The sequence below is a fragment of the Wolbachia endosymbiont of Nasonia oneida genome, assembly GCF_009012935.1.
Lineage (GTDB): Bacteria > Pseudomonadota > Alphaproteobacteria > Rickettsiales > Anaplasmataceae > Wolbachia > Wolbachia pipientis.
This window is the reverse complement of sequence record NZ_QESS01000002.1, coordinates 62,159-86,304: the sequence shown is the minus strand read 5'-3', so window position 1 is coordinate 86,304 and position 24,146 is coordinate 62,159. Positions and strand designations below refer to the sequence as shown.

24 protein-coding genes and 1 pseudogene are annotated in these 24,146 nt (G+C 35.0%); 9 read left to right on the top strand and 16 right to left on the bottom strand.

Annotated features, from left to right (window positions below):
• Positions 1-6: 6 nt before the first annotated feature.
• Complete coding sequence (gene priA, locus DEF52_RS01450; RefSeq protein WP_151807652.1) at positions 7-2,349, bottom strand: replication restart helicase PriA; 2,343 nt, start codon at positions 2,347-2,349, stop codon at positions 7-9.
• Positions 2,350-2,493: 144 nt separating this feature from the next.
• On the opposite strand from priA, the gene DEF52_RS01445 reads away from it, so the two are divergent.
• Positions 2,494-4,278, top strand: a complete 1,785-nt coding sequence (locus DEF52_RS01445; protein ID WP_010963093.1) for a hypothetical protein — start codon at positions 2,494-2,496, stop codon at positions 4,276-4,278.
• A gap of 72 nt (positions 4,279-4,350) precedes the next feature.
• Here DEF52_RS01445 and thyX read toward each other — a convergent pair whose 3' ends face one another.
• From thyX to DEF52_RS01430, 3 genes are all read right to left on the bottom strand, one after another.
• Positions 4,351-5,205, bottom strand: a complete 855-nt coding sequence (gene thyX, locus DEF52_RS01440; protein ID WP_015589436.1) for an FAD-dependent thymidylate synthase — start codon at positions 5,203-5,205, stop codon at positions 4,351-4,353.
• Between the two features lie 9 nt (positions 5,206-5,214).
• A complete protein-coding gene (gene murA, locus DEF52_RS01435; RefSeq protein ID WP_006279833.1) occupies positions 5,215-6,492 on the bottom strand; it encodes a UDP-N-acetylglucosamine 1-carboxyvinyltransferase in 1,278 nt (425 codons plus the stop codon).
• Positions 6,493-6,647: 155 nt separating this feature from the next.
• A complete protein-coding gene (locus DEF52_RS01430; RefSeq protein ID WP_416635899.1) occupies positions 6,648-7,421 on the bottom strand; it encodes a CPBP family intramembrane glutamic endopeptidase in 774 nt (257 codons plus the stop codon).
• Between DEF52_RS01430 and DEF52_RS06445 the strand changes: the two genes are divergently transcribed.
• Positions 7,330-7,554, top strand: a complete 225-nt coding sequence (locus DEF52_RS06445; RefSeq protein WP_010082031.1) for a hypothetical protein — start codon at positions 7,330-7,332, stop codon at positions 7,552-7,554. The two genes, DEF52_RS01430 and DEF52_RS06445, sit on opposite strands and share 92 nt — an antisense overlap.
• Positions 7,555-7,594: 40 nt before the next feature.
• On the opposite strand, the gene DEF52_RS06715 is transcribed toward DEF52_RS06445, so the two are convergent.
• The 3 genes from DEF52_RS06715 to acpP are packed head-to-tail and all read right to left on the bottom strand — an operon-like array spanning position 7,595 to position 9,269.
• Complete coding sequence (locus tag DEF52_RS06715) at positions 7,595-7,720, bottom strand: hypothetical protein (protein ID WP_255322260.1); 126 nt, start codon at positions 7,718-7,720, stop codon at positions 7,595-7,597.
• A gap of 3 nt (positions 7,721-7,723) precedes the next feature.
• The gene (gene fabF, locus DEF52_RS01425) at positions 7,724-8,995 is read right to left on the bottom strand and encodes a beta-ketoacyl-ACP synthase II (protein ID WP_151807651.1); all 1,272 of its coding nucleotides are present in this window, start codon (positions 8,993-8,995) and stop codon (positions 7,724-7,726) included.
• 13 nt (positions 8,996-9,008) lie between these two features.
• Positions 9,009-9,269, bottom strand: a complete 261-nt coding sequence (acpP, locus tag DEF52_RS01420; RefSeq protein WP_006279836.1) for an acyl carrier protein — start codon at positions 9,267-9,269, stop codon at positions 9,009-9,011.
• Between the two features lie 145 nt (positions 9,270-9,414).
• Between acpP and DEF52_RS01415 the strand changes: the two genes are divergently transcribed.
• Both DEF52_RS01415 and DEF52_RS01410 read left to right on the top strand, forming a co-directional pair.
• Positions 9,415-10,206 (top strand): polyprenyl synthetase family protein, encoded by a 792-nt coding sequence (locus DEF52_RS01415; RefSeq protein WP_141456688.1) that lies wholly within the window; start codon positions 9,415-9,417, stop codon positions 10,204-10,206.
• The gene (locus tag DEF52_RS01410) at positions 10,199-11,140 is read left to right on the top strand and encodes an FKBP-type peptidyl-prolyl cis-trans isomerase (RefSeq protein WP_151807650.1); all 942 of its coding nucleotides are present in this window, start codon (positions 10,199-10,201) and stop codon (positions 11,138-11,140) included. Before DEF52_RS01415 ends, DEF52_RS01410 begins: the two co-directional genes overlap by 8 nt.
• A 68-nt stretch (positions 11,141-11,208) precedes the next feature.
• Here DEF52_RS01410 and hslU read toward each other — a convergent pair whose 3' ends face one another.
• Entirely contained in the window at positions 11,209-12,699 is a 1,491-nt protein-coding gene (hslU, locus tag DEF52_RS01405; RefSeq protein ID WP_006280200.1) for an ATP-dependent protease ATPase subunit HslU, read from the bottom strand.
• Position 12,700: 1 nt separating this feature from the next.
• On the bottom strand, positions 12,701-13,255 hold the full coding sequence (hslV, locus tag DEF52_RS01400; protein WP_006280198.1) for an ATP-dependent protease subunit HslV: 555 nt from the start codon (positions 13,253-13,255) through the stop codon (positions 12,701-12,703).
• Between the two features lie 115 nt (positions 13,256-13,370).
• On the opposite strand from hslV, the gene gshA reads away from it, so the two are divergent.
• Positions 13,371-14,531 carry a glutamate--cysteine ligase gene (gene gshA / locus DEF52_RS01395; protein WP_151807649.1) on the top strand — a complete coding sequence of 387 codons (1,161 nt, stop codon included), beginning with the start codon at positions 13,371-13,373 and terminating at the stop codon, positions 14,529-14,531.
• Between the two features lie 3 nt (positions 14,532-14,534).
• Here the strand turns inward: gshA and DEF52_RS01390 are convergent, their stop codons facing one another.
• The 3 genes from DEF52_RS01390 to DEF52_RS01380 form a co-directional block, all read right to left on the bottom strand.
• On the bottom strand, positions 14,535-15,287 hold the full coding sequence (locus tag DEF52_RS01390; protein WP_151807648.1) for a hypothetical protein: 753 nt from the start codon (positions 15,285-15,287) through the stop codon (positions 14,535-14,537).
• A gap of 116 nt (positions 15,288-15,403) precedes the next feature.
• Entirely contained in the window at positions 15,404-16,351 is a 948-nt protein-coding gene (gene hemH / locus DEF52_RS01385) for a ferrochelatase (RefSeq protein ID WP_007548918.1), read from the bottom strand.
• Positions 16,352-17,320: a hypothetical protein gene (locus DEF52_RS01380; RefSeq protein ID WP_151807647.1), complete on the bottom strand. Its 969-nt coding sequence runs from the start codon at positions 17,318-17,320 to the stop codon at positions 16,352-16,354.
• A gap of 113 nt (positions 17,321-17,433) precedes the next feature.
• Between DEF52_RS01380 and ndk the strand changes: the two genes are divergently transcribed.
• Positions 17,434-17,853 (top strand): nucleoside-diphosphate kinase, encoded by a 420-nt coding sequence (gene ndk / locus DEF52_RS01375; RefSeq protein WP_151807646.1) that lies wholly within the window; start codon positions 17,434-17,436, stop codon positions 17,851-17,853.
• 542 nt (positions 17,854-18,395) lie between these two features.
• Here ndk and DEF52_RS06440 read toward each other — a convergent pair.
• Positions 18,396-18,533, bottom strand: coding sequence for a hypothetical protein (locus tag DEF52_RS06440; protein ID WP_153296790.1), 138 nt, complete (start codon positions 18,531-18,533; stop codon positions 18,396-18,398).
• A gap of 21 nt (positions 18,534-18,554) precedes the next feature.
• Positions 18,555-18,707, bottom strand: coding sequence for a hypothetical protein (locus DEF52_RS06435; RefSeq protein WP_153296789.1), 153 nt, complete (start codon positions 18,705-18,707; stop codon positions 18,555-18,557).
• A gap of 83 nt (positions 18,708-18,790) precedes the next feature.
• Between DEF52_RS06435 and DEF52_RS01370 the strand changes: the two are divergent.
• The 3 genes and pseudogenes from DEF52_RS01370 to DEF52_RS01360 all read left to right on the top strand — a co-directional run bounded on the left by DEF52_RS01370 (position 18,791) and on the right by DEF52_RS01360 (position 22,338).
• Positions 18,791-20,046, top strand: a pseudogene (locus DEF52_RS01370) (IS4 family transposase).
• 468 nt (positions 20,047-20,514) lie between these two features.
• Positions 20,515-21,114 carry a recombination mediator RecR gene (gene recR / locus DEF52_RS01365; RefSeq protein WP_425383625.1) on the top strand — a complete coding sequence of 200 codons (600 nt, stop codon included), beginning with the start codon at positions 20,515-20,517 and terminating at the stop codon, positions 21,112-21,114.
• A 3-nt stretch (positions 21,115-21,117) separates the two neighbouring features.
• The gene (locus DEF52_RS01360; protein ID WP_151807645.1) at positions 21,118-22,338 is read left to right on the top strand and encodes a KAP family P-loop NTPase fold protein; all 1,221 of its coding nucleotides are present in this window, start codon (positions 21,118-21,120) and stop codon (positions 22,336-22,338) included.
• A gap of 45 nt (positions 22,339-22,383) precedes the next feature.
• Here DEF52_RS01360 and DEF52_RS01355 read toward each other — a convergent pair whose 3' ends face one another.
• Entirely contained in the window at positions 22,384-23,208 is an 825-nt protein-coding gene (locus DEF52_RS01355) for a hypothetical protein (RefSeq protein ID WP_151807644.1), read from the bottom strand.
• Between the two features lie 69 nt (positions 23,209-23,277).
• On the bottom strand, positions 23,278-24,146 hold an 869-nt coding region (locus tag DEF52_RS01350; protein WP_162000087.1), incomplete at its 5' end, for a dihydrolipoamide acetyltransferase family protein.

Here is a 24,146-nt window from a genome sequence, read left to right as displayed (position 1 = left end):
AACTCGTTAAAAAAAACTTACAGGATCAACATCTATTATCACTGCAATACTCGAATTCAAGTTACAATTTTTAATCCAATATTTCAGCTTTTTTTGTATGGATAGACTGTGCTTATTGTGTATTTTTAATAATACCCTATACCGATACTTATTATTTAAAAAATTTATTGCTGCTGGTGATGGGCCAAGAATTTCAAATTCCTTTTTGTCTACACCTACATTTTTTTCCTGGATACAAGTAGTTAAGCTACTTGGATGACAGAGAAGAGATTTTACTATTTCATTCGCTGCTTTTTGTGTCGCAATCTGATTCTTACCACAAATTATAAGCGCTATTAATCTGCTAAATGGTGGCATTTTGGCTTCGCGTCTTGACTCAAGTTCGATTTCATAAAATGAGTCTCTTTTTTGATGCAGCAATGCTTTTATTATTGAACTTTCAGGGTTATTGGTTTGCACTATTACCATTCCTTTTTCATTAAACCTTCCTGACCTGCCTGCAACTTGGTGCAACAATTGATACGTCTTTTCCGCTGCTCTTAAATCAGAATTTTCGAGACTCAAATCTGCATTCATTACTCCAACCAAAGTTAATTTGGGAAAATTGTGCCCTTTAGCAATTATTTGTGTGCCGATTATAATGTTCACCTCTTCTTTCAGTACCAAATCAATTACGTTACTAACCGACTTCTGATCGCTGCTTATGATCGCAGTTTTTGCGTTTGGTATTAATTTCACCATTTCTTCAAGTAACCTTTCAATTCCTACGCCATAAAGTGACAATGACTGTTCACTTTGGCAATTAGAACATTTTTCTGGAAGTTTCAATTGATAAGAGCAATGATGGCACAAAAGAGCATTTTTTTTCTTGTGATATGTAAGCCAAACAGCACAATTTAAGCAGGAAATTTTATATCCACACTTTTTACAAACTGCCAGTTGTGCATACCCTCTGCGGTTTAGAAAAAGCATAACCTGCTGTTTTTTCTCTATGGTTTGTTTGATGCTTTCAAAAAGCTCAGAGGAGATCCATTGCTTGTTGCTTCTCATATCCACTACTTTAATGAGTGGCAATTCTGCACCACCGAATCGCTTGGTTAGCTTTACATGATTGTAATTCCCGTTTTTAACATGATGAATCGTTTCAAGCAGTGGAGTAGCTGATGATAAAATAATCGGAATATTTTCAAATTTGGCTAAGATTATCGCCATATCTCGAGCATTATATATAATTCCCTGTTCTTGCTTAAAAGATGAATCATGCTCTTCATCAACGATAATCAATTTTAGGTTTTTATAAGGCAAAAAAAGTGCTGATCGTGCACCAATAATTATCTGCGCATTTCCACTTGCTATATTGAGCCAATTATTCCGGCGAGTTTTTGGAGTGAGCCTTGAGTGCCATTCAACTAAGTTTTTTGATATCTGACCGCGAACACGATTTACCAATTGTGAAGTTAAAACAATTTCAGGTAGGAGGATTAAAATTTGTGTATTACCTTCTCCTGATGTCATTTCAACATATTCTGGTGTCATACTAGTACGTGGCAAAGACGGTATGCTAAATGTTACAGTGGGTTTTGCCTTGAGTATAAAGGTGTCATTCCAGTGCTTGACACTGGAATCCAGGAATTTTGATTGTAAATTAGGTATTGGTTTTAAGTTAAAATAAACATTTGTAATGAGGTTATATGAAAAACTGGATCCCAGTGTCAGGCTACTCGGATGACACCCTCTTGGTAGACCCAAATCACAATGTTCGTACAGTTGTGTCTCTGGGCACTGGGATGGTAAAGTCTGAGCAGCATTTGGAACGGCAGTGTAATTCTTAATCAATTGTGCAATCACAGAGAGATAAACTTCCGTTTTTCCAGATCCTGTCTCACCGTCAAGCAAAGTCACTGAATACTCGTTCAAATTGCTGATTATTTTATCACTAGCTATCTGCTGTTCAGGGCTTAATTGGCAACTTATTTCACTTGTTTCCTGCTTTTGTTCAACACAAACCAATTTATCTATGTGATTTACTTTTAACACTCCTCCCATTATCACTTTGGCAAGCATACCAATAGGTATTAAATTGTATTGTGCAACCCACTCTGCAAATGCAATCAATTTTGGTCTAATATTTGGTAAATCGATTTTTTGCTCAATAAATTTTAATTCTCGGTTACTTTTATCACTGTATTTCCAAACTATTCCGATTAAGCGTTTTTTGCCAAATGGCACCACTACGTAATCTCCAAGTAAAATCTCAGTATTTTCCTCAATTGCATATGAAAATAACTGATCAATTGGAAGTGGTAGTAATACGTCAACTGTTTTTGCCATAGTGATTGAGTTTAACATTGTTTTAAAGAGCTTGTAACTTTATTAAGCTTGGCAATATAGATGAATCGGTACAGAGAAAATCTTAACGTTTAACACATTTTTCATAGTACAGACCGTATGATTGATAAATAAAATGATTTATAGAATTTGTGGAGGCTACCAATGGTCAACGACAAGATTACTTTGAACTTTGAAATAGAAAAAGGCGAACCTATAGATCGATACTACTTTTCTGCACATATAAAGCTTACAGATGAAAGCAAAAATCTTTTGCGCGAGAAGCTTGGCAGTACAATTCAATTCGATAATCTAGATGATCACTTCAATCTTAACCATGAGAATTTTTATATCTACTACAACAAATATAGTGAGCACAATGGTAGAAGTGAGCTACACGTTAGGGATGATAACGGTAAATATTTAACCTCCAATCTTCCACTTAATTACTATGGATTCTCAATGGAACTATCACCTGACGGAGCGTCAATTGCAGATTATGGTTTTTATCCTCTGTATGCAATCTATAACCCAAATCACTATGATAAAGCAAAGGAAAAAGTATTTGATGATCACGGTGAATTGTCACCAATTGCATCAAATGTGTTAGATAATTTTTTAAGCAACACAAATAGCTTAACCACACAAGATATATTACAAAATGTATTCTCACAACTGCAGAAGAAAGCTGATGAAGAAGCAGAAAGATTGGCAAGAGAGAGAGAAGCAGAAAGACAAAGGGAGGAAGAGTTAAATGAAAAGAACGAGGAGTTAAAAGAACTTGTAGAAAAGGATGAGATTAAAATATTCAAAGTGGTAAAAGGTAATGATTTAGGTAATGGGCATTCAGCAGTAGTTTTACAACTTGATGGGGAAGAAGGTGACAAGATACCTCTCGACTCTAGTAAATACTACATAGCAGAGTATAGACACCACCCAGAATGGGAAGGCGATGAATATTTAAATTTTGTTAGCCCTGATAGTGATATGCTGGTTAATTATGAAAACTTATTTTTTGTGCTCAATCAAAGCTCCTACTCAGACTTTGAAAGTGGGTTTTATTCAGAAAACAGAACCGATCCCCATAATTATGCTAAATATTCAAAGGAACCATATTTGAGTGGTGACCAGCTATCTGAAAAATTATCTAATGAATTGGAGGAAGATAGCAATCAGATAGGTACTGAATTTACAATTGATGATGAGCAAGTAGACGAAGAAGTTGTGGTAGAGAGTGAAGCCAAGTCTGGGGAGAAAGGAACGGTTGGTGAGGATAACGCAAAAAATACTATACAGGAAGAAGAATCTAACTATATAGATCAAATGCAAGCGGATGATAGCAGCAGTTATAAACCAGCTTTGCAAAGCAATCGTGATGATTATGCTGATACGAAAAAAGCTCTGCAGGAAAAATTGCATGGAGATGAAATACACAAGCAAAGTAATGAGAAAGCCCAAAAAGATATAGAAGTAAAAAAAGTAACTGTGGAAACTGACAGTAGCAGTAATAAGACTGAAAAACAAACAAAACCAACAGAAGATGAACAAGAAACTGTTATGGCAAGTGTGATAGAAAATATGGATAAAAATTCTGATATTGAAGCAGAAACTTCTAACAGTGTTGCAAATTCACAACATCCCTTAAAAATAAAGACAGGAAGTCCTCTTGAAGTGGGAAAGTATAAGGTGGAGCTGCAAGTGACATATGATGATGTAAAGAATTTTTATGATACCGTACGTGGTAAATATCATGCTGGCGATGGATATAACTACGAACAAGTAATGGTTTTATATAATGAAATTGTTAGGCCCGCTCACAATCATCATTACGAGCTGTTTACTCTTGATGAAGCACATGTTGCTAATGATCACCTGTTTATCAAGGGTCAGGATTTTGGAACTCTAAATGATTTTAATGAGATGTTCTATAAAAGTGATGAGTTAATGTGATGTAAAAAGCAAGATTCAATCTGGTGAACGAGAGTTAACTGACAGAGGAGATTGACACGTATGCCTTTATCTTTAAGATTGTTTATCAAGTATAGACATCAGCTCGCCCCATTCTCTTTTACCAATATTACTTTCTTCTCTAGTAACGTTTTCCCCTTTAATTAATTTGCGAATTATTTCTAGACCAGTTCTTGAAATACAGGCTGATTCTAGGCAATATTCAACAAAGGCATTGTAGGCCAGTGGAACCCATTTTTTTATTATATCCAGCATAACTTCTGCATAAACTCTGATTTCATATTGGGCATGCTTATCAGCTCTAAGCTTCAAAAAATGAAGGAGATTATGCAGATCTATTTTCCAATAAAATTGCGTGTAGTAATTAAGCATTAGGTTAGTTCTGGCAATTTCTCTTGCAAGCCCCTGCTCAATAAATTTTTCATAATGAGAATATACTAAATTAGAGTCATTTGTTAGAGAATCTATTATTTCCTTTGAGGTATCTGGATCAAAAGCTTCCCCGCTACCTTGTTTATTATTGTCAGATTGTTTTGCAACTTGTTCTGGTTTAGGTGTATAAAATTCATTATCAAGTATTGAATACCTTGCTGAATATTCATTCACATTTGCAGTTCTATGCCTTATCCATTGCCTTGCAACAAAAATTGGAAGTTTCACGTGAAACTTAATTTCACACATTTCAAATGGAGTTGTATGATGATGTCTCATTAAATACTTTATAAGTGCTTCATCCTGACTTATCTGTTTTGTTCCCTTGCCATAAGAAACACGAGCAGCTTGAACTATAGCGCTATCAGAGCCCATATAATCCACTACTCGAATAAATCCATGGTCTAATACCTTATGTTCTTCATATAAGATTGCATCTATTTCTTTTACTATAGTTCGTTTGGTTGCTTCATTCATAAAATATCCTCAAGACGAAATGGAGATATCAGCTCCACATGAATTGAGTTTTTCATGCATTGCTTCATATCCTCTCCATAAATGATGTGAATTGTTTATTATAGTTTCTCCACCGGCTACCAAAGAAGCAAGCACCAAAGCTGCTGTTGATCTTAAGTCAGTAGCATATAGATTAGCTCCAGATAAGCTTTTTATTCCACTTATAGTAGCTTTGCTTTTCTCGATGCTGATATTAGCACCTAACTTTCTCAATTCATCTGCATGTGTAAATCTGTTTTCAAAAATGTTCTCTTCAATTACTGATATCCCATCAGCGATGCACATTGCAGACATCAGTTGTGGTTGCATATCACTGGGAAAATTGGGATATGGATCTGTCGCAACGTTAGCAGACTTAATAGAGCCATTTTTTCTGGAAATAACAATGCCTCCATCATACAGTTCAACCATAGCTCCTATAGTCTCCAACTCATTTGTAATACACCTTATATCAGATAGATTTATTCCTTCCAACTCCAACTTACCACCGGTTATTATAGCAGCTAGTGCATAGGTGCCTGCTTCTATGCGATCTGGTATTATTTTATGAACACATCCATTTAGTGCTTCAACTCCTGTTATTATGACCTTTGTATTATCAATTTCAATATCAGCACCCATTTTCTTCAGAAAATCTATTAAATCAAGAACTTCCGGCTCAGTTGCAGCATTGTTTATTGTTGTCACTCCTTCTGCAAATGTTGCTGCCATTATTACATTTTCTGTTGCGCCAACACTTATTTTCTCAAATGTGATTTCTTTTCCTTGTAGCTTTCCTTTCACTGTTGCAATTATATTATAGCCGTCAATTTCAATTTTAGCTCCCATTTCTTCTAATGCTTTAATATGCATATCAACGGGACGCTTTCCAATGTTGCATCCACCAGGAAATGCTGTTCTCGCTTTGCCAAATCTGCTAAGCATTGGACCCAATATTAGAAAAGAAGTTCTTAGCTTACTTGCGGTTTTATATGGCATCACGTGATTGTTGATATTGCTGCAGTCAATTTTCAAAGTATGGTTCGCTTTATAATTTTTATTGTGCATAAAGTTCACTTCTGCTCCAAGACTTTCAAGCAACTTAGACATTAGATGCACATCAATTAAATCAGGTACATTATGCAAAATTACCGGGGAGCTACTTAATAGACTTGCTGCCATTATTGGTAAAACAGCATTTTTTGAGCCATTAATCTTGATTTTTCCGACCAAAGGTTTGTAGTTATTTCTTATTAATATCTTGTGCATTTAATTAGATATAAAGTATAATTCATTAGTTTATTGAAGTCTTACTAAGTATAATAGATTGACCGTAAAAGGCAAAATTTGCTTTTTCTTCCTCATCATCCCAGTGTCATGCTACCTGCATGACACCTGATGCGAATTGCCCCCGAAATTTTATACTATGAATTACTCAAATGACGCTCTCGAGCTTTATCAAACCAAATAACACCAATTGCAACAATGAAATAACCAGCTGCTCCTAATGTAAGGCGAATTACTGCATCGAAAGTTGACAGAGGAGGAGACGGCATTAGAATGCTCAAAACACTATACACAAGATTATTTGTTGCATGAGCAATAGTTACTGGCCAAATCGAGTTGTCTTTTTCAAACAACCAGGTAAACATTATAGACATTGCACAAATATAAAGGGTATAAGCACAAATAGTCGGGAATGTAAAGCCATCCTTCCACAAAGCTGAGCCAGCAACCACATAAGTTGGTATGTGCCATACTGACCAAATAATACCGACAATAATTGCTCTGATATAAAAATTTGATATTTTGCTTTTAAGATTTTTCAAAAGATAGCCACGCCAACCGATCTCTTCACCAAGAGACATAATGATCCACATCACAAAGGTTGATAATAAAACAAATAACATCACTAATGGACTCAAAACTGCACTCAAATCCTTTACACGGTCTAACGTAAAAGACTCTCGGAAAAATGAAAAACCGCAGTAAATTGACAAAAGACCATTGGAAATTAGCATACTTACCAGAATAAGTATAAACCCTAATAGACAGTTTTTTGGCGAACTAAGTTTAAAAAGATCCCTTACCTTCTGTTTATTATAAATGGTTAGCAAAATTGCAACTGAAGCCGGAACAAATGTTGTTAATAATGTTATGTCTTTGAAAGGTAAGCACCAAGCTATAATGCACGTCAAAAAATATGTAATTACAACAAATAATGTACAATTAATAGTGGTTAAATTCATGCATACGCCCATCAATTCCTTTTCTGCATTATTGATCTTTATTCATAAATTGTCAATAAAATACTTCTTCAGGGATGAATAGAATATTTTTTCTTTTTGAATTGCTATTGATAGTTTAATTCTTATATGTATTCCCTTTCACAACCGTTTGTCATCCCAGTGTCACGTGCTGGGATGACAGTAGGAGAGCTGCTTGCATGACAAGAGGAGGGTACTGGAATGACAAGAGGAAGACACTGGGGTGACATCAACTAAACTTGTCCAAATATGAGCGATGCATTAGTGCCACCAAAACCAAACGAATTAGAAAGTGCATATTGAATTTTATGCTCCTGAGCTTTAAACGGTACAAAATTTAAATCACATCCTTCTGAAGGCTTGTGTAAATTTAAGGTTGGCGGAATAATTCCATTATTTAACGCAAGAATACTGAATATTGCTTCAACGCTCCCTGCAGCACCAAGTAAATGTCCTATAGAAGATTTAGTTGAAGAAACAGGTATTTTATAAACGTAGTCACCGAATAACTGTTTCATTGCTATTACTTCAATTTTATCTCCAAGTGGCGTTGAAGTTCCATGTGCATTGATATACCCTACTTGATTGGGATTAATTTGTGCACTATGAAGAGCAAGTTGCATTGCTTTAAATGCGCCTCTTCCTTCTGGATGCGGTGCAGTGATGTGGTGTGCGTCTCCTGTGAGTCCATATCCATTCAGTTCAGCATATATTTTTGCTCCCCTTTTTTTTGCATGTTCGTATTCTTCCAACACCAATATACCTGCTCCTTCACCCATAACAAAACCATCGCGTTCTGCATCCCATGGTCTGGAAGCTTCTTTGGGTTTATCATTGAATTTAGTTGATAACGCTTTCATAGATGCAAAACCTGCAATTCCAACTCTACACAGTGCACTTTCTGCTCCACCTGCAATCATCACATCCGCTTCACCAAGTTTTATAGTTCTTGCTGAGTTTATGATTGCATGCGCACCTGTTGCACATGCGGTTACTGCTGAATCGTTTGGACCTGTAAATTCGTATTTAATAGAAATATGGCCAGATATCAAATTTATTAGACTTGCAGGGACAAAAAATGGACTGACACGTCTGGGCCCTTTTTCCTGCATGGTAATAACATTTTCCTGAATTGACGGAAGACCACCTATACCAGAGCCAATAGTCACACCAACACGTTCCCGATTGATATTTTGGCTTTCCAAAATTAATGAATCATCTACTGCCTGAATAGCTGCTGCAATACCGTAATGGATAAAACGATCTGTCCTTTTTGAGTCTTTCTCAGAAATATAATCTAGTGGATTGAAATGGTGCTCAATGTTGTCTGATTGCAACGGCACCTGCCCTGCAATTTTGCAAGCAAGATCAGAAGAGTCAAATCTATCCGTATTGATTGCTTTTATGCCGGATTCACCTTTTATTAGCCTTAACCAAGTGTTGTCAACATCTGCTGCTAGTGGAGTGATTAAACCAACACCAGTGACTACTACTCTTCTGCTCATTTAACACTAACTATTAGCCTTTTTTATTATTAATGTACTCAACTATTTGCTCCATAGTTTCCATTTTTTGTGCGTCTTCATCTGGAATTTCTATCCCGAACTCTTCTTCTGCCGCCATGATGATTTCAACTGCATCTAAACTGTCTGTACCATGCTCCGAAAGCTTTGAAGAGCTGTTGAATTTCTCTACATCCTTACTAATGTGCTCTAGTATAATCTTTTTCACTTTTTCTTCTATGTCTTCTCTAGTGCTCTTTGCTAGTTCGCTATTCACATTTCTTACCAAAAAAATAACCTATTCTTTGATGTTATAAAAAATTTTTATGTTTGCAATATCTTTTATAACTGGTAAACTACAGCAAAGTTTTCTACTGCCCTAGCTGGCTAGCGTTACGTGCTAAACAATTAACAATTCAAAAATGCTAGACGAAACAACAAAAAATTTGCTTATTGTAGAAGTAAACAAACTCTTACCCGAAAATAGCGAGAATAAGCTTATATCAGCTATGCGTTATATACTCCTTGCTCCTGCAAAACATATACGCTCCTTTTTAGTCATAGCTTCATCGCAAGTGTTTAACGCGGAAGCTAAAAAAGTAATATCAGTTGCTGCAGCAATTGAATTTGTTCATGCTTACTCTCTAATTCACGATGATTTACCGTGCATGGACAACAGTGATACTCGCAGAAGCCAGCTAAGCTGCCATAAAAAATTTGATGAAGCAACAGCAGTGCTTGCCGGAGATGCACTACTTACTCTGGCTTTTGAGGTATTATCTTCGTTAAATGAGAAACGCTGTGAGATCATAAAAGTGCTCTCTCAAGCAATAGGAATTAGGGGAATGGTGGGAGGACAGGCTTTAGATATTGACACAGATTTTAACAAAATAAAAGAAATTCATTTGATGAAAACCGCAAAACTATTTGCAGCTTCATGTGAAATAGGTGCTATAATAGGGGGTGCTACAGATGAACAACGGAGAGCGTTATATAACTACGGGATAAACCTAGGGCTTATCTTTCAAGCTAAGGATGATATTGAAGACTACGAACAAGATAAAACAAATAACCTAATGTCTGTGCTTGGTAAAAGTGAAGTAGAGGACTATATAGACGGCCTCTTTAAACAAGGCTTGGATAATTTGAGTGCGCTTTCAGGGGATACTAATTATTTATATGATTTATTGAATCAAGTAAAGAAAGATGGTTAGAAAAATTATATTACAAATGCTTATTTCCGTAGTAATGATTCTCACTTTAACTTCTGCTTTTGTGTTTACTATTGTCTATATAAACAAAGGTAAACCGGAAAAAAAGGACAAGCTTTATGAGATAAATGCCACGCATGGTGGTTTGATACAGACGATAGCATATTACCTAGTGAAGCCAATACTTGAATCAGCACTTGACCGCTATATTGAAAAGCATGGGCTAACAGAATATTTAGAAGAAATGACGCAGCAAAAAGAAGAGGATTCGATAAATTTTTATGAAATTACTGAAGGCAGTGGCAGCAAGGCTTTTTGTGGCCTGGAAGTCCTATTGCAAATATATAAAATTTCTAATAATAACTCAGCAACACTCCCTAGCAAAGTTTCTGATGTTACTTTGAAAATAGGTCAAGATGACCTAAAAGAAGTGAGTTTAGGGGCAATAGGTATGAAAGAAGGCGGAGAGCGTGTAGTTACTATTGCCAATGAGAACAAAATGAATTTTAATTCTTATTACGTCAAACTGATCGAAGTAAAGGATAAATATCCCGACTCAGTAAATAATCTGATGGTTTTTAATGACTTAATTAACAAGACTGGAAAACAAGTAAGGTGCGGTGATGAGATATCGGTTAAATATAGCGTAAAGGAGCATAATGGGGAATATATAGTCAAAGATCAAACAGTGCAATTTAGGGTTGGCGATAAAAAAATACCACTTGCTATAGAGCTTGGAGTTGTGGGAATGAGAGCTGGTAATAAAAGAACTATTCTTTCTCCGCCTGACCTTTTGACTATTACTGACGATATGTTAATAAAAGACATAGATTATGATGAAGAAAATATCTCAATAATTGACTTAAGCTTAGATGTTAAGCAAGAGGTCGCAGCACACCATTCTACTGTTGAAAAACAGCCTAAAGAATATAGCTGAAATTTTAGGTCTACTGGCTAATCTTCTGAACACTCTCTATACTACTTAAAGTAGGCTTTTCGTTTTTCCTAAAGTATAAACTTAGATAAATCAAGCTGCTTCGAAATTGACTCAAGTTTATCTTTTACATACTTGCTGTCTATAATGAATTTTTCGCTATTTTTCTCAGAAGCAATGAAACTTATTTCATCTAAAAGCTTCTCCATGACAGTGTGAAGCCTTCTTGCGCCTATATTTTCCACTTGCCTATTAACTGTAAACGCTATTTCAGCTATGGTTTTTATACCATCATCAGTGAACTCAAGTGTCACATTTTCTGTTTTCATTAAAGCTATGTACTGCTTTAACAAACTAGATTCTGGTTCCTTTAATATTCTTATTAAATCCTCTTGAGTAAGTGCCTTAAGTTCTACCCTGATCGGTAATCTGCCCTGCAATTCCGGTAAGAGGTCAGATGGTTTAGACTGATGAAAAGCACCAGATGCAATAAATAATATATAGTCTGTTTTTACATGGCCATACTTAGTTGTAACAGTTGTTCCTTCAAGTAATGGTAACAGATCGCGTTGCACTCCTTCTCTGTTTACTTCACCTTTTACTTCTGTACGCGCTGCAATTTTGTCTATTTCATCCAAAAATACTATACCGTCATTACTAACAAGATCAATGGCTTCTTTGATTATCTTATCTTCATCCATTAGCCTTTCACTTTCTTCATTAATTAATATTTCACGCGCTTCTTTTACCTTCACCGTAATAGTTTTTGTTTTTTTGCTCCCGTTAAACATCTTGCCCATTATTTCTGTTACATTCATCACACCAACTTGCCCACCTGGCATGCCTGGTATATCGAAAGTAGGTAACATACTCTTGCTCTCTCTGACGTTAATAGAAACTTCTCCGTCCTCAAACTCTTTATTCCTCAACCTTTCTCTAAAAATTTTTTTACTCTCTTCGGTTGCATTTTCGCCTACCATAGAGTTTACTATTGTTTTCTCAGCTAAAATTAAAGCCTTTTTAGCTAAGGCTTTACGGGCTTTCTCTTTAACTAAAACTATTGCTGCATCAACTAAATCGCGTATTATCGAATCAACGTCACGTCCAACGTACCCTATTTCAGTAAACTTCGTTGCCTCAATTTTTATGAACGGTGCACCGGCAAGTTTTGCTAAGCGACGAGCTATTTCAGTTTTACCAACCCCTGTATGACCGATCATCAATATATTCTTAGGTATGATTTCATCACGCAATGGAAATGGAACCTGATTGCGACGCCAACGATTTCTGAGCGCAATAGCAACAGCACGCTTTGCATCATCCTGTCCGATTATGAATCTGTCCAATTCTTTAACTATCTTCTGTGGTGGCAGGTCATCTAACAAAACTTGAGTGCTGTCATTAACTTGAACATCGCTGTCATTTGAATCAAAACCACTCTTAGTATCTTTATAGAGGTTATCTTTTTCATCGTAGGTGTCACTACTACAAGACCGCCCTTCTGAAAGGGTTATGGGCTGATTGGAAAAATTGGTGCATAAAGTTTTTTGCTTGGAAGACATATCACTCCTCTATCTTTTCAATAACTACATTATGATTTGTATAAACACATATATCGCCAGCTATCTTCATAGCCTTTTTCGCAATTTCCTCTATTGATATTCCTTTAATGTCAATTAAAGCTCTTGCTGCAGATAGAGCAAAATTTCCCCCAGAGCCAATAGCTGCGACTCCATCTTCAGGTTCAAGAACATCACCTGTTCCCGTAATTACTAATGAAATAGATTTATCTGCAACGATCATCATAGCTTCTAATTTCCTCAGATATTTATCCATTCTCCAGTCTTTTGCAAGTTCAACACATGCTCTCATTAATTGCCCTGGGTGCTTGTCAAGTTTAGATTCTAATCTTTCAAAAAGAGTAAATGCGTCGGCTGTTGCCCCGGCAAATCCAGCAATTACGGAATCACCAGAAAGACGCCTAACTTTTTTTGCTCCAGATTTTATAACAGTGTGGCCCAGTGAAACTTGTCCGTCACCTATTACTACTACACTTTTATCTTTTCTAATTGATAATATAGTAGTGCCATACATTTTATTGTTATCGTGTTGAATCATTTTTCTATCACTTTAAATAAGAATCTCATTATACTTTAATCTTTAGTCAAATTTACTAAATATGTTCAACTATAGCTTATAATATAATACCTTCCTTATAACATTTAAAGTGCAGATGCAAAACATAATTCACCCAGATTTGGAAAAAAGTATAAATAATTGGTTCGAAGCAAAATTTAATGGCCTTACATCGCCATTTTATAGCTCTATAGATCTTAGAAACTCTGGCTATAAAATCGTTCCAGTAGACGCTAATTTATTTCCTGCGGGGTTCAATAACTTAAGTGAAGAATCAAGAACGATGGCAGCAAGATTGATAAAAAGCTATTTTAAAAGACATCAATACAAAAAGGTTCTTATAATACCGGAAAATTATACACGCAATAAAATGTATATAGAAAACGTATTTGTTATAGAGAAAATACTACAACTCGCAGGTTTTGAGACTAGAATTGGCCTTTTATATAATGAAGTATACAATTTAATAGAACAGTATGAAACTGTTGTGAAAGAAAACTCTCTGCTAAAGACAACTTCAGGATTTGTGCCTGATGTTATTATACTGAACCGTGATATGACGAGCCACATTCCAGACACGCTGAAAGACGTAAAGCAAGATATAGTACCAAGCCCACTATACGGTTGGCATAGCAGGCAGAAATTTAAGTATTTTGAAATCTATCAAGAATTAGCATCTGAGTTTTGTGGCAAATTTAAAATAGACCCATGGCTAATTTCTGTGCTTACAGAGAGCTGTGATGGAGTTGATTTTGATGATGATTTGTCACTAGGAGCAGTAGCAACTAAAGTTGACCAAATATTATCTCTAGTGCAAAAAAAATATGAGGAATATGAAATAAAAACACAACCTTACGTTTTTATCAAAGCAAGCAATGGCACATATGGGATGGGCATTATAACAGCAACAAGTGGAGAGGAAATATTAAACCTCAATAAAAAAAAGCGTCATAAAATGAAAAAGATAAAAGAAGGAATAGCAATCAATAGCGTTATTATACAAGAAGGTGTACCAACCATTGACATGTTTAAAAGCAGTTCTGCAGAACCGCTAATATACTATATAGGAGATACTCCAACATGTTACTTATACCGATGTAATAGCAGAAAAGATGTATATTCTAGCTTGAATGCCACTGACTGTGAGTTTCATGATGTTAGCCAGGTTGTAGAAGGTAAAATTCTATCACTTTGGAGTATTGTTAGCAAATTAGCAGTACTAGCGTTGGCAGTAGAAATAAAATCTTTTCATCCCTAATTCTTATACCTCTACAGTGCTGTCATTAGAATGACCGTTTATATTATGAACATCATCAAGTTCAGTGGAAGGATCATCATTGACAGGTTGTTGAAACAATTTGTCAAGCTGAACTGCAAGAAATACTGCACTATATATTATGCTGACTGTTACGCTTAAGTTGAAATTATAGATTATACCATTACCTAAGTTTATTGGTATAGTTGGAGTCTCTATCCTTCTTAATATGAAGTTTAATAAACCTAACGACAAAGTTAATGTGCTAATAATAAGGTCCTTCTTACACTCAGCAGACTTTTCAGGATCCTTATTATCCAGATATTCCTTGCATGTATAATAATAGCTTATAGGTTTTGAAATGAACAAAAATAGGATCGTTGAGGTTAAGTTAATATAACTTATTATGTCTGTATTGCTTCCAGTGCAAAAATGGATGATTTTCAACATCATTAGCGCTTCTATGGTGCTGCTTGCAAGATTAGCCGATTTACCCACAATTTTTGCCAGCTCTTTTTTACTCTCAGGGTTTCTGTAATCCTTAATTAGATCCTGTAGAGTAAATGCAGAATGGGCAATGTATAGAATAGATGTCGGAAACTTTACTAGTCGAGCAACATTCCGTATAAGAAAGATATTGGATCTATTATTGTCAATGAACTCGCAGCAAAATTGCAGTGAAATCTTACACAATAGGGCTGTTAAACCTGTTGTGATGCAGATTACCTTCCTGAAATCATGATCATAAATATCATGCACCCTTTTGTGCGAGTATGTTAGATTTCTTTTTTAGCTTGTTTGGCATGAAATAGTTAATAACTTCCTGTTATTCTATCACATAAAATCCTAAAAGAAAAGCCCTATGAATCAGGACTTCAAGGGAGATTTATGCACAAATCGGCCAAGCATTTTATAAACAAGGGATCGGTACTGAGAGTTGGCACACGAAAGTAATATCCATCCTTGATAATTGCTTTATATTCTATATCAAGTTCAACTAGAGTTTCTGAATGCTCAGAAACAAAAGATATAGGTGATAGAACTACAGGTACACCATCAGCTTTTGCGCGTAATAGCTCACTTTCAGTGCTTGGCTCTAGCCATTTTACAGGACCAATCTTACTCTGATAACATATTGACCAATCTAAGTTATTGATAGCTAACTTTTCTACTATTAACTCTACGCTTCTTTCTACCTGTGAAGCGTAAGGGTCGCCCTTTTTAATGATACTAAGAGGTAAGCTATGGGCTGAAAATAGGACTCTTGGTTTACCGATTTTTCTAGCCAATTTATAGTACTTAGCTATCAGATTAGTGTGAGCTTCAATAAAATCTTGGTTATCATAATAACGGTGAATCATTTTTGTATTGCATTTTAGGCCATACCGTTTAGCATTTTTTTGCCAATTCTCGATGGATGACAGAGTTGTGGTAGTTGAATATTGTGGATACAGTGGCAGCAGAATTACTTCGTCAGGATCAAACTGTTTTACACTTTCAATAACTTCGTCAGCAAATGGACGCCAATAGCGCATGCAGATGAATACCTTGTGTACATGGTTTCTATTTTCGTTTAATTTTAGTTCTAAAGCATTAGCTTGCATTTTTGTATTCTCTAGAATTGGCGATTTACCTCCAATTTCCTCGTATATTTTTCGTGCAGTATTTTCTCGTTTCGCAGATATAAACTTTGCTAAAAGAAACCGAAAGGGATTCGGTAGATTGATTATTCTCCTGTCATAAAAAAGGTTGAATAAAAAAGGACGGACCGCATTTAGTGAATCAGGCCCGCCAAGATTAAATAAGATAACTGCCTTTTTCACCTACGCACTACTACAACAAGTTACTTCTGGGGTGCCTATAAAATTAGCTACACACTCATCAAATTTAGTTATAGGCACTAAATTTCTTACACTGGCATACAATAAGTGGCCTGATCTCTTCAGGTTACTCTTGGTGGATGTGAAGTTCCAATCGAAAAATGTATCGACAAAAAGACTTGGTACCGTTTCAAGAAGTTCAACAGCAGCTAAAGATAGCATTATACAACTTTGCAGGACATTCAGAAGAACCTTGAGGGGAAAAAGTAAAACTTTAACGAAAAGAGAGGTGCTACTTGTTTCATCCAGTAGTCGCCCTGAGTTAGGCGAATTATACTCGGTGTGTTTTCTATTTTGATCAAAGATAGGAAATTTTATAGTATCTTTCTTAAATTCCGCGTCTATTTCTTTTCTACTATGGTTAGTGATTTTTTCCATTAACTTCTCACGCAGATGAAAAGTTCTGACAATAAAACATGTGGCAATCATTAAGGAAGCACATAAAAGTGCGCATTGCATGAGGCTCATACTGCCTAGCATAGCTGGCAGCGCAAAACAAACAAATGGCACTATGATAGCCATTTCAAGCAATGGAATAGTATTCCTTTTCATTGCAAAGGCAGCAGTATCTCTTAAAAATTTGTGTTGCTGGTTAAAGTTTTTTTCTTTTTGCTCTATTTCTTGTGTAGCAAAATTGCCATCTGTATCCTCAGCAAGTGCAAGCTTGGAAGCCTGTATGTTGTTACATCTTTCAATATTTTCCTTTTGTTGTACATGAGCAGATGAAGTGCATTTATATATGCTATATTCCAAATAACTTAAAAAGGCCAAATTAAAAGTTAAAAATCCTTTTGTTCCACAAAAAAGTGATGACTTAAAGTTACTTACTAATTTTTTAGTAGTAGATTTAGCTTGTTTTTTAGTGGTAGGCTCAGCTTGTTTAGTAGTGTTATTTTTATAACATTCACCCATACAATACCTCCTTGATGGTTTATTCTTAACTATAAATAAAAAACTACTTTTATCAAATCAAAATTTGTAATAAAATGAATCCATAAATATACAATCTTATATAAGGAAATAATATGGCAATTGAGAAGACACTTTCGATATTAAAACCTGATGCAGTAAAAAATAATATTACAGGCAATATAAATTCCTACATCGAACAATCTGGGCTGAAAATCACAGCACAAAAAATGATGTTACTGACAAAAAAACAAGCAGAGCTGTTTTATGAAATTCATAAAGATAGGCCTTTTTTTGGGGAATTGGTAGAGTTTATGACTTCTGGTTCTGTGATAGTTCAAGTTTTAGTTGGTGAAAATGCAGTAAGTAAATACAGACAAATCATGGGAGCTACCAATCCAAAGCAGGCAGATAAAGGCACAATCAGGGGTGATTTTGCTGATGATATTAGTGAAAATAGAGTCCACGGCTCGGATAGTCTAGAAAATGCTCGTAAGGAGATAGCTTTCTTTTTTGCTGAATGTGAGTTGGTGTAGTTAACTCAGATTGGCGTCATCCAAGTAGCTGACAACATAGAAACGAAAAAACTTACTTGACACCCTTCGCCAGCGCCCTTATCATGATAGTGAAGCTATTGTATTTGCTTTCGCCAATCTGCAGATTAAAAGGTAAGGATTACTTAATGTATCGGCGTCTTATGTTCAATTTTTTGCAGTATATAGATACTGTATGTCTTTACAAAACTTCATCTACATCTAGATTTTTATCTAAATAAGCTGAACGCGCTTATAAAGCGTTACAAGACATCAAAAAATGCCAATACTCGACAGAGATAGTAAAAGACTAGCTAACTCGGGGATTCTTTGTCTTTTTTTCTGCTTGGTAAATTTCTTAAACATTTGCAGCGTAGGTTAGTTGCAATTAAAAGCAGCTAAATCTTGCTTTTCAAACGTTTAAAACATAAAAAACGCCAATATTTTAAAGCAGATAATAACCCCAGGGCTTCTTTTGCCTTTTTTTTCATTTGGTAAATTTCTTAATGTTTATGGCTAAACGACAACCGTCATCCCACTGCTTGTTAGCGGGATCTCTTGTTAGCGGCTGAGATACCGAGAATGAATCGCGGTATGACGTAGATTGCTGTCATTCCAGTGCTCCTTTTTTTGTCATCCCAGTGTCTGGGCACTGGGATGACAGCTAGCCTGACAACCGTCATCCCGCTACTTGTTAGCGGGATCTAGAGATACCGAGAATGAATCGCGGTATGACGTAGGACTGCTGTCATTCCAGTCTGGAATCTAGTTCTTATTGTACATTTACTTGGTAGAGTTAAATTTCCTGGATCCAAGTAGTCGGCTACTCGGATGACAGGAGAAGGTACCACTGCCATTAAGTTAAGGAAAAAAGATAGATTTTATGGGATAATGATGTATACCAATAAGTTTAAAGGTAGTATGAGTAAAAAAGGCAGTAATAAAATTTATTCAAAATGAATTGGCAAGTCTAGAATTTATAGAATCCCATAAATCATCTTCAAAAGATTTTATGAGAAAGAGGAAGTTATCTTTTATTGACATATTTATCTTAATTTTAAGAAAAAGTGTAAAGTCGCTGCAAGTAATACTAAACGAATTTATTTTATATAGGAAAAAAGACTATACCGTTACTGCTAGTGCTTTTAGTCAAGCAAGAAAAAAAATGAAACACAGTGCATTTTCAGAAATTAACGAAGGTGTGGTTTCCTTGTACTACCAAGACCAAAAATTTAAAACTTGTTTTGGCTTTAGAGTGTTAGCTCTTGATGCCTCCAAAATCATTTTACCAACAAGCGTTGAAATAAAAAATGAATTTGGCTCAAGAAAAATACGTAACCAAAAACCAAAAGATTTAGGTGATTATGCAAGTGCAACCTTTGCGGTTTGTTAAGATGTGCTAAATAATGTTGCCATAAGGTCAGTGTTAGATAGAGGTAACACTCATGAAATTAACTTAGCAGATGAAATGCTTAAAGTTGTAAATACTAATGACTTACTGATTTGTATATTTATCTTATAAATTTCTTTCTAGCCTTACAAAAAGAAAAATTGCTTATGTCATTCGATGTCCCAGATCATCTTTTAATGAAGTGAATGCTATGTTTGAAGAAAAAAGCCCATCTAGTGTTGAGGTTACCATATGTGCTCAGCGTAAGATAAAACAAGAAAATAGTGGAATAACGCTTCAAAGTGGTACTGCCATCTGGTGAAATTGAAGTGTTAGCTACATCATTAATGGATGAACAAAAGTTTCAAACTGGAGGATTTAAGGAGTTATATTTTTTACGCTGGGGAGTTGAGACATTTTTTGCAAAACTCAAAGGAAGACTAAGTCTAGAAAATTTTACAGGAAAAAGTGTTGAGTCTGTTAAACAGGATTTTTGGTCAGCTATCTTTATTAGCAACCTAGAAAGTGTTATGACAGAAGATGTAGAAGAAGCGTTGAATATGGACTTAACCGATGATAAGCTTAAGAGGAGCATTAACAAATCTGTCTCATTTAACGCGATCAAAAACTTGGCTTTCGACATTTTTGCTACGGAATCAGATACTGACTGCATTATGGATCAATTATCAAAGCTATTTTTGATGAACACTTTGGCGGTAAGAAAGGGAAGGAAAGTTGATCGTCATAAGGTACCTTATCTTCGTTCGTTCAATTACCAAAAAAGGGTTAGAAAACACATATTTTGACTAGAGGTAGTATTCATATCTTCTGATAATAACTGGGTAGCTTATTGCCATAGCTCCTGTAAAATGACTTCTAAACAAACTATTTCTTAAGTAATTTACACTTCAGAGTTTATCTGCTTTAAAGTTTACTCTATTCTGTTTCAGTATTTGTCATAAATCCTTAATTATTTCTGACTTTTTAGTTCAGTTTTTAACCATTCTTTCCTTAACTTAATGGCAGTGGAGAAGGTACTGCCGTCATAAAGGAACCAGTGTCAGCTACTTGGATGATACCTTTTTTCTACTTAGTTTGGGTTATGCAAGAAGTCTATTATAATCAGGCTTTAAGTGTGCGGAAGTAATTTTTTTCGTTAAAGTAAAAAATTTTTTCTATAGCTAATCAAAGTGGATCAAGAGAAACTTACCACTTTCTTTACAAAGGGTTTGATGTTACCATTTGACTACCTATTCTGAATTTATTGGATGAACATTAACATAAAAAATCTAGTTCATGCTTTCTCTAAATTGCCAAGTTTAGGGCCATCATCATCACGCAGGTTAGTTATACATTTACTCCAAAACAAAGAAAAAGTTATGCTACCACTTGCATCTTTGATTAAAGAGCTAGCAGATCTTATAATAGAGTGTGAAGTTTGCGGAAATCTAGATACTAAGTCACCTTGTTCTATTTGTACTAACCCAAAACGTGACACTAAGTTACTGTGTGTAGTAGAAGAATTAGGTGATCTATGGGCGTTTGAAAAAGGAAATATATATTCAGGTTTATACCATGTTTTGGGTGGCAGATTGTCTGCAATAAATGGCATAGGTCCAAAAGAACTCAACCTTGACACTATTCTGAAAAAAGTGACAGAGTCTAAAATTGAAGAGATAATTATCGCAATTAATCCGACATTAGAGGGCCAAGTTACTGCACAATATATAATTGAATTGCTAAAAAATTTGGATGTGAAAATATCACGCCTTGCTTGCGGCATACCAATGGGCGGAGAAATTGACTATCTTGATGAAGGAACGCTGAGGATAGCACTTACTTCAAGACAAGAATATGAGTTAAATATAAAATAAGACATGTGCTTAAAAAAACTTATATCGCTAATAACATTCAAAAAGAAAAAAATAGTGCCACCATTTAAAGTGGTGGCTTGGGAAAATGACCGCCTAAACTATAAGCAATTTTCAGGTAAATTCAACACTATAATTAAAACAATTGATCAGTCTTTTACAATAATATCTTTAGAAGGATATGATGGATGGGGCAAGACGTTTTTTTTGAAAGAATGGGTAAAAGAGTTAAAACAGCAAAATGAAATTGTAGCTTATTATAGTGCATGGGATATCAATGCATTGGACCAACCACTTCCTTCTTTTTTAAATTTTCTATTTGAAGATTTATTTGCATCGTATGAAGTAAAAAGAAGCGTTATACAACAGTTCAAGAACATAAACCAAGAGCTATTTTCTCTAAACACACTAGGAAAGCTGATCAGTAAATCTCCACTTGCTATGCTTTCAGTATTTCTTGATGCTGCAAAAGAGGCTGATAAAAAAGACATAGGTTTTGTCTTGAGTGAATTAAGTCTTCTCCAAAGAAGAAAAGAGAGTACTAGAGATTTTAAAACACAGTTAGCGGATGTGGTTAATAAAATCAGAAAAGACAAAAACATTTATATAATGGTGGATAATCTTGATGTGTGCCGTCCTAAATTCGTTGTCGATTTTTTGGAATCTATAAAGTATATGCTTGATGTGGAGGGGCTGGTTTTCATTATTTCTGTAAGTAAAGATAAGAGTAATGTACAAAGAGCAATCAGCACAATACTTGGACCAAATTTTGACCTAAAATCTTTTACTGATCTCTCTTTACATTTGCCAAAACAACCGATAGAAAAATTTACAAAAGAACTATTTGAAAATATTAAATTACCGAAAAAGTCAAAAAATTTGATTGTAGATAGTTTTATATTTTATGCAGAAAGCCTGTCACTATCGTTAAAAACAATAGAATACTGCGTAAAAAAAATAAAGCTGTGTCTTCTGAATCACACAAGAGAAGAATTACCTGATCCGAATTTGTTTTCATTTTTGGTAATACTGCAATCGATAAATATTGATATATATGAGGAATTAGGTTTTTCATATCAAAGAGCATTGGAAAAAATTGAAAATGAATATAAATCTTTAGTTCTAAATGGTCAAGAAGAATGGGAAAAACTTAAAACCTCTCTAGAAACTGCTTTTGCAGAGAGGGAGTCAAAAATTAACAAAGCTATAAAGGATATACTATTTTGAAAAGATACCCTACCTTTACATATACAAAGATAGGGTAACATTTGATTAACGCCCTTTTACTATGTCATTACCTTGTTCAAACTTTCTGATTAATTCGCTTACATTGACATTAGATAATTTTTTACCTGCAAATTTGTCATTATGTGAAGCATCAGGTTTACGAAGGTCTTCCTTACTGTTACTCCTAGTAATATTACATCTGACAATGTTTGAATTATTAGACTTACCGCTTACATCTGAAATATTGCTTTTTTCACTACATGAAGACGAATTACTCGACATATTGCCTAAGCTAAAGAGCTTTTTACCTTGATAGATTGGATTCCAATCAAGTGGATTATAAGTTTTTTTGCTAGTCTCAACCTTTTGGTTATTTTGCTGTTTAGGAGAAAAACCAAGTTTTTCTCTTTCTTTCTTGCTTAGCGTTTTGAGAAATTTTACGGTTTCTAATTCATCAGTTGCTTGTACTTTATGTAAATCAAAGCTTTTTTGATGGTTATCCTGCTTAACATTTTCCATCATTTTATCTTTTATTGTTCTATCCTCATCATCAGAAGTGCTGCTACTAATATCACTGATACCACTATCCCCTGAATTGCGGCGTTGTTTGTTAGGAGTGCTATGAATGTTGTCTTCCATGAGTTTTTGCATTGTTGGGCCAAATGTTCTTCCAAGATTGCTACTCACTGTTTTATTACTATCATTTGCTTGAGAATGAGGTACATTTCGCTCAAAAATTGCTTTTATTCCAGTAAATTTAGCTTGGGAAGATTTCGGAGGAACAGGTGGGGCAACCATGCCTTTTGAGTTAATCTTTCCTTCATTTTGAGGAAAAATTTTTGGATTATTTTTTTCTACTGTAGTATTCATTTTTTTACCTCTAAACCTATTAACTAATAAAAGTATAAACTTAGAGGTATTAATTTTGTAATAACAATGCTAATAGATTACCGCAGTTTCAATAAGCATCACCAGAGGATTCTCTATATAATGCTTAAAGGCATTTAAAAACTTTGCTCCGAGTGCCCCATCAACTGCTCTATGGTCAACAGAGAGCTTTACTGTCATTATTTCTGCTATTTCTATTTTCTCATTCATAACAATTGGTTGTTTTTTAGATGCACCAACTGCCATAATGCAAGATTGCGGCGGATTGATTATAGCACTGAAGGCTTTTATACCAAACATCCCTAAGTTGGAGATAGTAAACCCTCCTCCTTGAAACTCTTCAGGTTTCAATTTTCCAGATCTTGCTCTGCTTACTAAATCTTTCACTTCTTTTGATATAGATAAAATACCCTTTTTATCAGCATTTTTTACTATAGGAGTAATTAGCCCATCTTCAAGTGCCACAGCGATTGAAATATCTATATTTGAATATCTCAGTATTTTATTATCTATCCACGAAGAATTTATATCAGGAAATTTTTTCATGCTGAAAGCTGCAGCTTTTATGATTAGATCATTAATTGTTACTTTATTGTTTTCATCTGCTGAGTTAATCTCGTTTTTTAACGATATTAACTTATCAACCTGGCAATCTACAGTTAAATAAAAATGTGGAACATTCTGTTTTGATTCAGTCAGGCGCTGTGCTATCACTTGGCGCATGTTGCTTACTTCAACTATGGTATCTTTCTCAGGACTTTCAGTATGTATACCACTGCCTAAAAACTCCAACACATCAGCCTTAATTATGCGACCATATGGTCCTGTACCTTTTAATTGCTGCACATTAACCCCTTCATTTTGAGCTATTTTCTTAGCTAATGGGCTTATTTTTGTTCTACCTTCTGCATAACCCTCTG